This is a genomic window from Shimia marina, assembly GCF_001458175.1.
Lineage (GTDB): Bacteria > Pseudomonadota > Alphaproteobacteria > Rhodobacterales > Rhodobacteraceae > Shimia > Shimia marina.
In genome coordinates, this window is record NZ_CYPW01000023.1 from 12,211 (window position 1) to 23,321 (window position 11,111).

Here is an 11,111-nt window from a genome sequence, read left to right on the forward strand (position 1 = left end):
CAGCCCCTGAATGGCCGCGATGGGCATTTTCACTTTTCCAATCACAGCGTTCAGCGTGGTCGTCGCCTGCTTCACATTGCCTTGGAACTTCTCAATATCGGTGGCGTCATCTTCCTCAGGCTCCGCCATGTAAACTTCAATGTCCGGAAAGATCAGCGCCATGGTTCCGGCCTTCTTGCCGCGATCCAGCGACACATCCAGCACAAACATATGATAATCCTGCGCCGTCATCGCCAGCGACAGGGTGCGCGTGTCCATGATCATCGCGCCAAATTTATAATGCTGCAGCCATTTGGGCGGCTCACCCTCTTCACCCACCATGCGCACATATCGCATCAGCGCGTCTTCCATAAAGGGCGTGATCAGTGCGGCATCCACACGGGTCGGCACCCGCTCTGTGATCGGTTTTTCCACGACCTGCCCAAGAGTCTGATGCTCCACCAGACCGGCCAGAACCTGCATATCCACCGCCAAGGCCCCCGGCTCGCCGTTCTGACCTTCCAGAATGGCAAGCAGAGAGGTCTCATCCAAGGTGGCCTGCAACGCTCGATGCGGCAGCGTGGTGTGAGACACTTTGGTCACATCCAACGCCAGCCCCAGCCCCTTTTCAGCGGCCAAAGCCATGCCTAATCGCATGGCCTTGCTTGGCGTCATCGCACGAGCCTGATGCTCGGTGCTGCCATCAACCGCCTTGCGTCTCAGAATGGAATTGCCTTTGGTGTCACCCATGCCTTTTACAGCCCTGTTTTTCAGTCCCTTGGTGACAGATGTGCCCGAATAAGGTTAACAGGCCCTCTACATAACCGCTAAAAGCCGCATGATTTCCGACTATTGTGCAGCCATGGCCATCTGGATTGGCAACACCACCCGGAAGGCCGCGCCGCCCTGCCCCGGCAGATAATCCACCGTGCCGTCCAGCCGGGTCATGATCTCCCGACAAATCGCCAATCCAAGCCCTGCTCCGCTGACGCGTAACTCTCCCGTGCGAGAAAACTTCTCAAAAATCACGGCCTGATCTGCCTTGGAAATCCCACTGCCATTGTCGATGAAATCGACCACCAGTTTTTCAGAGTCCCGCCGCACATCAATGCGCAACGCAGGCAGCTCCGCATCGCAATATTTCTGTGCATTGCCAATCAGATTGATGAAAACCTGGCTGAGACGGTCAAGATCCGTATTGAGTGTCACCCGCTCGCGCGCTTTATCGCGCTTGATCTGAAGGCTCACCTGCGTATTGCCGGTCAATGCGCTGGCCAGCGCGTGATCCAACACCTCGGCCAAAACGCCAGTCTGCTCATTCAGGCTGACCTGTCCGTTCTCCAGCACGCTCAGATCCAGCAGGTCATCCAGCAACCGGGTCAGTCGGATCGCCTCATCATGTATGATGGAGCTGTATTTGACCTTTTCTGCCTCACTCAGGCGATCACTGTCGCGCAGAATTTCAGAGAAAGCCCGGATCGACGTCATCGGCGTGCGCAATTCATGGCTGACCTGACTGAGGAAGGAGTCTTTCTGCTCCGAAATCTGGGTCAGCTTTTCATTGGCCTGCCGCAACTGCCGGGCCGTGCGCGCCTGCTCCTCAGATTTGGCTTCAAGCCGCGAAGAATACTCCATCATCTGCGCGGTCTCATCCGCCACCGCCATCAGGTCTTCCACCGACACAGAGGCCCCACCAACAATCTGCCCAATCATGGCATGGGCCGTGGCCGCCCCAACAGACCCCGCAAGCTCCCGCTCCAGCACCTGAAGAAAATCAGGAGACGGCTCAGGCAACAGCCCGCTGACACCCTGTCTCTTGGCTTCCCGCTCAAACAGACCCTGCGCCACCCGCGCGCCCATGATCCGCTGCGCCATGACCATCAAATCCTCGCTCTGCGCCAGATTCCCGCTCCAGCTCTGTGGCGTGGTGCTGTGCTCATAGACATTCACAAACTGCGCGCCCTGCAACCGCTCCAGCGGCGACGGGAACCCCACAAGAGAGGCAATGAAGAAACTGACCGTATTGAGCAGGATCGACCAGAAGATCGCATGCACCAGCGGATCCATGCCCGTGATACCAAAAAACGCCTCCGGCCGCAGCCAGCCCCAGCCAAACGGCCCTTCGATCAGAACGTCTTCGCCAATCAACGTGCCCGTCCCAAAACTGGGCAGCAGCAGCGTATAGGCCCAGATCACAAAGCCCACTGTCAAACCGACCAAAGCCCCCGTCCGCGTGGCCCCACGCCAGAAAATCCCCCCCAGCAACACCGGCAGGAACTGTGCAACCCCGGCAAAAGAGATCAGGCCAATCGAGGCCAGCGACGTGCCGCCGCCTGACAGCCGAAAATACAGGTATCCCAGAAAGACAACGCCGCCGATGGAAATGCGCCGCGCCAGCAGAACCACATGGCGCACATCACCCGAAACCGAAGCGCCCCCGCTCTGTGTACTGAGCCAGATCGGCATGACAATATGGTTCGACACCATGGTCGACAGCGCCAAAGCCGCCACAATCACCATAGAGGTGGCGCTGGAAAATCCGCCCAGAAAAGACAACATCGCGAGGGTTTCATTGCCCTGTGCCAAGGGCACGGTCAGAACAAAGAAATCCGGATCACTGCCCGCTGGCAGCGTGCCAAGGCCAACCACGGCGATGGGCACCACAAACAGGCTCATCACCATCAAATACAGCGGAAAGGCCCAGCTTGCCGTGCGCAAATGGTCCTCTTCTTCATTCTCGATCACCATGACCTGGAACATGCGCGGCAGGCACAGAAAGGCCGCTCCTGAGAGGAAAATCAGCGTGGCCCAGCGATCCCCCCGCATCTGCCACTGCCCAATTTCGCTGGCATCAATCCGCGCGTAGATATCGCCGAGCCCATCTGCAACGCCCCAGACCACAAAAACCCCCACGGCCAAAAGCGCAAACAGCTTCACAATCGCCTCGACGGCAATGGCCATGACCACGCCATGATGGCGTTCATTGGCATCCAGGTTCCGCGTGCCAAACACAATGGTGAAAAGCGCCAGACCACAGGCCACCCAAAGGGCGTTGCTATCCTGCCCGGAGCGCGTCAACGTTTCTCCATAAGACTCTGAAAAAACGTCGAAACTCACTGTAACTGATTGAAGCTGAAGCGCGATATAGGGCGTTGTGCCCACCACGGCAAGAATGGTCACCCCAACCGCCAAAGTATTGGATTTCCCGTATCTGGAGGAAATCAGGTCTGCAATAGAGGTGATCCGCTGTGTGCGTCCGATCCGCACGAGCTTGCGCAGCACCCACCACCAGCCCACAACAACCAGCGTCGGACCAATGTAGATCGTCAGGTATTCAAGCCCTGAGCGCGCCGCATACCCCACCGCGCCATAAAACGTCCAAGCGGTACAATAGATCGACAGAGACAAGGTGTAGATGAGGGGATTGCGCAACCAGCCACCGCGCCCACGAATGGCCGCACGTTCTGCCGCAAAAGCCACAAAAAAAAGGAAGGCGACATAGATAAGGCAGACGCCAACAAGGACATTTAACGCGCCCATCAGCGGCCCTTATCCTCCTCAAGAGCATTGCTCTGCTTCATGCGATAGGCGCACCACGCGCCAAACACCACCAGCCCGAACCAAACCAGAAAGATGTAGATGATCGCATCAGATGAAGAAATTGCCTTCACAGCAGAGGCCTCCGCCTCCTCCTGCGTCGGCCACAAAAGAGGGACCGACCAGAGAATGGCCCCAATCACTGGCAGGAACCGTATGGTGTCAATCAAACGCCGCCTGCGATAGCTTTGCCGCTCCAAAAAAGGGCTGTTGTGCCGCGGGCTCACCCCGCGACAAGCTCACGCACAGCGTCAAGCACCTCTGCATTGGAAAATGGCTTTGTCATAAACCGGCTGGCACCCGCCCGCTCCGCAATTTCGCGGTCCTTGACCTGCCCTTTGGCGGTCAGCATCAGCACTGGCAAAGCCTGCGTGCCCTCAGCCCCACGGATTTCGCGCAGAATGTCATAGCCAGTCTTACCCGGCAGCATCACATCCAAAATCACGAGATCCGGCATAGTGTCCTGCACAACGCCAAAGGCATCATGCCCATTGGAATGCGTGGCCACAGACCACCCGTCCCGTGACAGGATGAAACTGATGGCTTCAATGATGTTGGGCTCATCTTCGATGACAAGAACACTTCTGCCCATGCAGCTCCCCTCCCCGAAAGTCCACAAGCGGTGTCACATTCTTAGCGTGCAAGTGCCAAAAGCCAAGCGGTTTTCCTGCCAAACTGCAACCAATGACAAACTGACACCCACATGATCTTCAAAAACTCTGACAACGGCCACATTGTCCCACATCAGTCTTGCGGCACGATCAGCATGAAACTGTGATAGAGCGGCGTCACATTGATCTGAACCTCTCCCACCACCTCTGCGACAGCGTAGCATTCAAAGTGAAGGGCCCCGCGCTCGGTGACAGTGATTGTTTGATGCAAAGGTTGCGTGGGGCGTGACAGGGCCTGAAACAGGGGCCAGGTCGGATCCGCACCAGCAAACCTGGGAATGCCAAACCCATCCACAGATTTGCGCAACATCATGCTGCCTGCCCCGTCACACATCACCAATCCCAAAGGCCGTGGCAACAGCACATCAGACAGGGTTGCCAAGCGACGCAACACCGCCCCGAAGGGCGCGGCACAGGCATTTGCAAGCGCCACCGGATCCACCGGTCCGTCGGTCAGGTGGCGCTGAACGGTATCAAAAGGCAAAAGCCGCGCATCCTGACGCAGACGATCCAACACGACAAAAGCCATAGCGCGCGCGTCTTCCGTGGTGAGCAGCGACTGCGCCGCAATAAAATCACGCAATTGCGCAGCGCTCATTTCAGCCAGGTGATCAAACTGGAAGCCATGCGCAGCCACAAGGGCTTCGACCTCCTCAATCGGCAGCACCATCCCAGTGTCACCTTCACCTGCGGCATCCAGATAGGCCACCAGTTTTTGCGCCCCGTCTGCCAGACGCAAACTCTCTTCATTCAGGTTGCGGTGAAACCGATTGCGCCACTCCGGCTCAATTTCCTTTGTATCTGCCAGAATACCCGCCATGGAGCGGATGGCGGTGATGATACTGAGCATTTCATGCATGGATGTGGCCAGATGCGGGTCATGTGTCAGGCGATCTGTCAAAGTGGCCACCGTATGCTCAAGACTGCGCTGCCTGCTGTGCAACTGCGCAATCAGGCTGGCCCAGCCCGGAAACCTCCCGGCAAATTCATCGGCGCGCTCAATCTCCGGCATGGCCTGTGTGGCCACTGCCGCCGCTTCCCGCAATGCGCTTAGCAAGGCGGCCTCCGCCCCCTCTGAGAGCAGAGACGGCTCCACCTCCAGCGCATTGGCGATGTCCACCATCAGTTTGCCGCCGATTCTGCGCCGATTGTGTTCAATCAGGTTGAGGTAGCTGCCCGAAATACCTACACGTCGCGCCAGTTCCGCCTGACGCATGCCGGCCATCACCCGCCGCTCCCGGATACGACTGCCCGCAAGGGATTGCTGCGCCATAATCTTTTCCCTCCCAATCAATCACTTTCCGCAGCGCAGAATAAAAAATTTACAAATTGCCGCAGCGTGACGCGAATTACTTTACAAAAAAATACTGTCTTTGAAAGCAGTTGTTGCGAAATTTTCGATCAACTCGCGATACTGATTGAGCACAAATGTGCCTGTGGTGCGGGGAAGAGGAGCCCCAACCCACAATTGACATAACGGGAGGATTATATGTCCAAAAGCAACTTCACACGTCGTGGCTTGCTCAAGACCAGTGCCGTCACAGGTGCAGGTCTGGCTCTGCCAACGATTTTCACGGCTCAGTCCGCGCATGCGTTCACCAATGAACCAACCGGCGGCACCGTGACATTGGGCTTCAACGTACCACAAACCGGCCCTTATGCAGACGAAGGCGCCGACGAGCTGCGCGCCTACCAGCTTGCCGTAGAACACCTCAATGGCGGCGGCGACGGCGGCATGATGAACACCTTCAGCTCCAAAGCGCTGCAGGGCAACGGCATCCTGGGCAAGAAGGTCGAATTCGTCACCGGCGACACACAGACCAAGTCTGACGCCGCACGCGCCTCCGCAAAATCCATGATTGAAAAAGATGGCGCGATCATGATCACCGGCGGGTCGTCCTCCGGCGTGGCCGTGGCGGTTCAGGCGCTCTGCCAGGAGGCAGGCGTGATCTTCATGGCGGGTCTGACCCACTCCAACGACACCACCGGCAAGGACCGCAAGGCCAACGGTTTCCGTCACTTCTTCAACTCCTACATGTCCGGTGCCGCGCTCGCGCCTGTTCTGGCCAATGCTTACGGCAAAGATCGTAAAGCCTATCACCTGACAGCAGACTACAACTGGGGCTACACCACCGAAGAAGCGGTGAAAGCTTCTACTGAAGCCATGGGTTGGGAAACCGTCGCCACGGTGAAAACACCACTCACACAGACAGACTTCTCCTCCTACATCGCGCCAGTTCTGCAATCCGGTGCCGACACACTGGTTTTGAACCACTACGGCGGCAACATGGTGAACTCGCTGACCAACGCAGTACAGTTTGGCCTGCGTGACAAGCAGGTGAACGGCAAAGACTTCCAGATCATCGTTCCGCTCTACTCTCGCCTGATGGCGAAGGGCGCAGGCGCAAACGTGAAGGGCATCTTTGGCTCCGCCAACTGGCATTGGTCCCTGACCGATGAAGGCTCCAAAGCCTTCGTGAAATCCTTCGGCACCAAATATGGCTTCCCACCCTCTCAGGCGGCGCATACCACCTATGTGCAGACCCTGCTCTATGCAGATGCCTGTGAGCGCGCAGGCTCCTTTGCCCCATGTGCGGTTGCGGAAGCTCTGGAAGACTTTGAGTTCGACGGTCTGGGCAACGGTAAGACACTTTACCGTGGCGCCGATCACCAGTGCTTCAAAGACGTGCTGGTCGTGAAGGGTAAAGAGAACCCAACGTCCGAGTTCGACCTTCTGGAAATCGTCGAAGTGACCCCGGTTGAACAGGTGACCTACGCACCTGATCACCCACAGATGGGCGGCGCAGAAGCCACCCTCGGTTCCTGCAACAACGGCGCGTAAGTCTCTGACTTGCAAGTCATTCGGGTGGGCAGAAATGCCCGCCCCCTTACGCCTATCCGGCGTCTTCGGACAACCATAGGGACGGACCGATGGAAGCAATTATCCTTCAAATTCTGAACGGACTGGACAAGGGATCCGCCTATGCGTTGATCGCCCTTGGACTGACCTTGATCTTTGGCACCTTGGGTGTTGTGAACTTCGCGCATGGGGCGCTGTTCATGATCGGTGCCTTCTGCGCTGTCACACTCAGCCGCATTCTCACCCTGTCACACACCATCATCGATGAGACAAAAACCGACTTTCTCGGCAATCCTGCCAAAGTCGAAGTGCCCTATGTGCACGACATTTTTGGCGTTGCCACAGGGGATGCCATCATCGACTGGGCCGTCCCGCTGTCGATCCTCTTTGCCGTCCCTGTGATGATGGCGGTGGGCTACATCATGGAGCGTGGCCTGATCAAACACTTCTACACGCGCCCGCATGCCGACCAGATCCTTGTGACCTTTGGTCTGGCGATCGTGCTGCAGGAGGTGATCAAATACTTCTACGGTGCCAACCCGATCCCAACCCCGGCCCCACAGGCTTTCACAGGGTCTTTTGATTTTGGCGCAGCACTTGGGTTTGATCCCAACCTGATCATCTACCCCTACTGGCGCATCATCTACTTTGTGTTTGCCGCAGTGATCATCGGCGCTGTCTTTGCCTTCCTGCAATACACCACCTTTGGCATGGTTGTGCGCGCGGGCATGGCAGATCGCGAAACTGTTGGCCTGCTGGGCATCAACATCGACCGACGCTTCACCATCATGTTTGGTCTGGCAGCTGCCGTCGCAGGGCTAGCGGGGGTGATGTACACGCCCATCAACTCACCAAATTATCACATGGGCATGGACTTCCTCGTCCTCAGCTTCGTTGTGGTGGTTGTGGGCGGCATGGGCTCCCTGCCCGGCGCCGTACTCGCAGGCTTCATGCTGGGCATTCTGGAAAGCTTTGCCTCCATGCGTGAGGTTCTGGCGATCCTTCCGGGTCTGAACCAGATCATCATCTACCTCGTTGCCATCCTTATTCTGCTGACCCGTCCTCGGGGCCTTATGGGCCGCAAGGGCGTCATGGAGGACTAACTCATGCTCGGTCTCGAAAAGAAAGATTTCCAGCTCCTGCTGGTCGTTGCCGGGCTGACTCTCCTGGCCCCCTTCATCCTCAACCCCTTCCCTGAAAGCTCGGGCATGGCGCAATTCAACGCGGGCTACCCCGACCTGATGCAGCGCTTTGTGATCTTTGGCATCTTTGCCATCGGCTTTAACATCCTCTTTGGCCTGACCGGCTACCTCAGCTTTGGTCACGCCGCCTTCCTGGGTATCGGCTCTTATGGCGCGATCTGGATGATGAAGCTGATCTCGCTCAATGTGATACCAGCCATCTTCATGGCCATCATCGTGGCGGGCATCTTCGCACTGGCCGTGGGCTTCATCACCCTGCGCCGCTCAGGCATCTACTTCTCGATCCTGACACTTGCCTTTGCACAGATGTCTTACGCTCTGGCCTATTCGGTGCTGACACCCATCACCGGCGGCGAAACCGGATTGCAGATCAAATCCTCCGACAGCCCCCTGTTCTCCAATCTGGAAGAGGGCGAAATTGGCCGGGCCAACCTCTTTGGCATGGACATGCGCGCCAGCTTTGAACTGAACATCGGCGATTGGCTCTTCACCTTCAACGCAGGCTACTACATCGCAGCCATTGCAATGCTGGCGAGCTTCTATCTGGCAATCCGCATCTTCCGCTCGCCTTTCGGCATGATGCTGCGCGCGATCAAATCCAACCAGACCCGCATGTCCTACACCGGTCTGAACCCACGCCCTCACACGCTGGCAGCCTTCGTGATCTCCGGCATGTATGCCGGCCTCGCCGGTGGCTTGATGGTGGCGATGGACACACAGGTGGGCCCGGAGCGTATGTTCTGGACAGCCTCTGGTGAGGTGGTTCTGATGACCATCCTGGGCGGTGTTGGTACATTGATTGGCCCGGTGCTGGGCGCAGGCGCGATCAAATACATGGAAAACATCCTGTCCAAGATCAACAAGGACGTTTTGCATGAATGGTTCGCCTTCCTGCCCGATGGGCTCGAAGACCTGCTTGTCACCATCATCTATCCCTTCATCGGCAAAGGCTGGCACCTGACACTTGGCATCCTCTTCATGCTTGTCGTGATCTACCTGCCCGGTGGTCTGGTAGAAGGTGGCCAACGCATCGCACGTGCGCTGCGTGGCAAGAAAGCCAATGACGAAGACGGCCCCAAGGCCTCCACGGAACCCGCAGAATAAGGAGACGGACAGATGGGAATTCTCGAAGTCAAAGACGTAGGTAAGCGGTTTGGTGGCCTTCAGGCTCTGTCAGACGTGAACCTCTCGGTGAAAGAAAACAGCGTACATGCGATCATCGGCCCCAACGGGGCCGGGAAATCCACCCTGCTGAACTGCCTTGTGGGCAAGCTTATTCCAGATACCGGCTCCGTCATGTTTGACGGCCAGTCCGTCCTGGGCCGCACCCCCCATGAGATCAATCAGATGGGCATCTCCCGCGTGTTCCAGACCCCAGAGATCTTTGGTGATCTTTCGGTGATGGAAAACATGATGATCCCCTGTTTTGCCAAACGGGATGGGGCGTTTTCGCTGCAGGCCATTGCCAATATGTTCAGTGAGAAAGACGTGGTGGAACGCGCTGAAAGCATGCTTGAGGACATGAATATGGCCGACAAACGCCATATGCATGCAGCCTCCATGTCGCGCGGCGACAAGCGGCGTCTGGAAATTGGCATGTGTCTGGCACAAGAGCCACGCCTGTTGCTGTTGGATGAACCCACCGCCGGCATGGCACGGGCTGACACCAACAACACCATCGACCTCCTCAAGCAGATCTCAGATGAGCGTGATATCACCATCGCCATCATTGAACACGATATGCATGTGGTGTTCTCCCTCGCGCAGCGCATCACCGTGCTGGCACAGGGCACGCCGCTGGTGGAGGACGATCCGGAAAACATCAAAGGCCACCCCAAAGTGCGCGAAGCGTATCTTGGTGAAACCGCATAAGGCACATCGACGTGCCCCGGACCTGTTCCGGGGCCTCGCGACAGCAACAAGAGGTCCCGGGTCAGGCCCGGGACGGGGAGACCAGAACCATGAACGTCAAACCCGACTTTTCCAAAGGCCACAATCTGGCCGAAACCGCCCCCGCCTATCTTTCTGTGTGGAACATGGAGAGCTACTATGGTGAGAGCTACATCGTGCAAAACATCAGCTTCAATGTGCACGAGGGCGAGATCCTCGCGCTTCTGGGCCGCAACGGGGCGGGCAAAACCTCAACCCTGCGCTCCATTGCCCGCATGGACAACCCACAGGTCACCCACGGGGAGATCTGGCTGGATCACAAGCCCCTGCACCTGATGAAAAGCTATGAGGCCGCCGCCGCTGGCATTGGTCTTGTGCCCGAAGACCGCTCCATCATTCCCGGTCTGACCGTCGAAGAGAACATTCAGCTGGCGCAGATCGCCCCGCCCATCGGCTGGTCGATTGAACGCCTCTATGAACTCTTCCCGCGTCTGGGAGAGCGTCGCAAGCAGGAAGGCGTGACGCTGTCAGGCGGCGAACAGCAGATGCTGGCCATCGCCCGTGCTTTGTCCCGCGACCTCAAAGTGCTCCTGCTGGATGAACCTTACGAGGGTCTGGCACCGGTGATCGTGGATGAGATCGAAAAGACCCTGCGCATCATCAAGGAACAGGGCATCACCACCATCATCGTCGAACAGAACGCGGTGCGTGCGCTGGAACTGGCAGACCGCGCCGTCATTCTGGACACAGGCTCTGTCGTATTTGATGGTGCCGCCTCTGAGGTGCTTGAGAACGAAGAGTTGCGCGCAGAATACCTCGCAATCTGATGCAACTTATTGGGGGATGAGTCAAAGCCGTGCTTGACCTTACGGCGCATCCCCCTAACCTCGCCTAAAATTTCATCTTCGGGGG

10 protein-coding genes are annotated in these 11,111 nt (G+C 57.4%); 5 read left to right on the top strand and 5 right to left on the bottom strand.

From position 1 onward, the window contains the following. The 5 genes from SHM7688_RS10745 to SHM7688_RS10765 all read right to left on the bottom strand — a co-directional run. Nucleotides 1-729 (bottom strand): hypothetical protein (locus SHM7688_RS10745; protein ID WP_158500691.1); only part of this gene is annotated, 729 nt, incomplete at its 3' end. 99 nt (nt 730-828) lie between these two features. Then, complete coding sequence (locus SHM7688_RS10750) at nt 829-3,519, bottom strand: ATP-binding protein (RefSeq protein WP_058239951.1); 2,691 nt, start codon at nt 3,517-3,519, stop codon at nt 829-831. Beyond that, nucleotides 3,519-3,746 (bottom strand): hypothetical protein, encoded by a 228-nt coding sequence (locus SHM7688_RS10755; RefSeq protein WP_223229301.1) that lies wholly within the window; start codon nt 3,744-3,746, stop codon nt 3,519-3,521. Before SHM7688_RS10755 ends, SHM7688_RS10750 begins: the two co-directional genes overlap by 1 nt. A gap of 53 nt (nt 3,747-3,799) precedes the next feature. Further along, complete coding sequence (locus SHM7688_RS10760; RefSeq protein WP_058239953.1) at nt 3,800-4,168, bottom strand: response regulator transcription factor; 369 nt, start codon at nt 4,166-4,168, stop codon at nt 3,800-3,802. 152 nt (nt 4,169-4,320) lie between these two features. Further along, on the bottom strand, nt 4,321-5,520 hold the full coding sequence (locus SHM7688_RS10765) for a helix-turn-helix domain-containing protein (RefSeq protein ID WP_058239954.1): 1,200 nt from the start codon (nt 5,518-5,520) through the stop codon (nt 4,321-4,323). Between the two features lie 216 nt (nt 5,521-5,736). Between SHM7688_RS10765 and SHM7688_RS10770 the strand changes: the two genes are divergently transcribed. The 5 genes from SHM7688_RS10770 (at nt 5,737) to SHM7688_RS10790 (ending at nt 11,026) form a co-directional block, all read left to right on the top strand. Next, nucleotides 5,737-7,089, top strand: a complete 1,353-nt coding sequence (locus tag SHM7688_RS10770; RefSeq protein WP_058239955.1) for a substrate-binding protein — start codon at nt 5,737-5,739, stop codon at nt 7,087-7,089. An 89-nt stretch (nt 7,090-7,178) separates the two neighbouring features. Continuing rightward, nucleotides 7,179-8,210, top strand: a complete 1,032-nt coding sequence (locus SHM7688_RS10775) for a branched-chain amino acid ABC transporter permease (protein ID WP_058239956.1) — start codon at nt 7,179-7,181, stop codon at nt 8,208-8,210. A 3-nt stretch (nt 8,211-8,213) separates the two neighbouring features. Continuing rightward, complete coding sequence (locus tag SHM7688_RS10780) at nt 8,214-9,413, top strand: branched-chain amino acid ABC transporter permease (protein WP_058239957.1); 1,200 nt, start codon at nt 8,214-8,216, stop codon at nt 9,411-9,413. 12 nt (nt 9,414-9,425) lie between these two features. Then, nucleotides 9,426-10,181 (top strand): ABC transporter ATP-binding protein, encoded by a 756-nt coding sequence (locus tag SHM7688_RS10785; RefSeq protein WP_058239958.1) that lies wholly within the window; start codon nt 9,426-9,428, stop codon nt 10,179-10,181. Nucleotides 10,182-10,270: 89 nt separating this feature from the next. Further along, nucleotides 10,271-11,026 carry an ABC transporter ATP-binding protein gene (locus SHM7688_RS10790; RefSeq protein ID WP_058239959.1) on the top strand — a complete coding sequence of 252 codons (756 nt, stop codon included), beginning with the start codon at nt 10,271-10,273 and terminating at the stop codon, nt 11,024-11,026. Nucleotides 11,027-11,111: the final 85 nt, after the last annotated feature.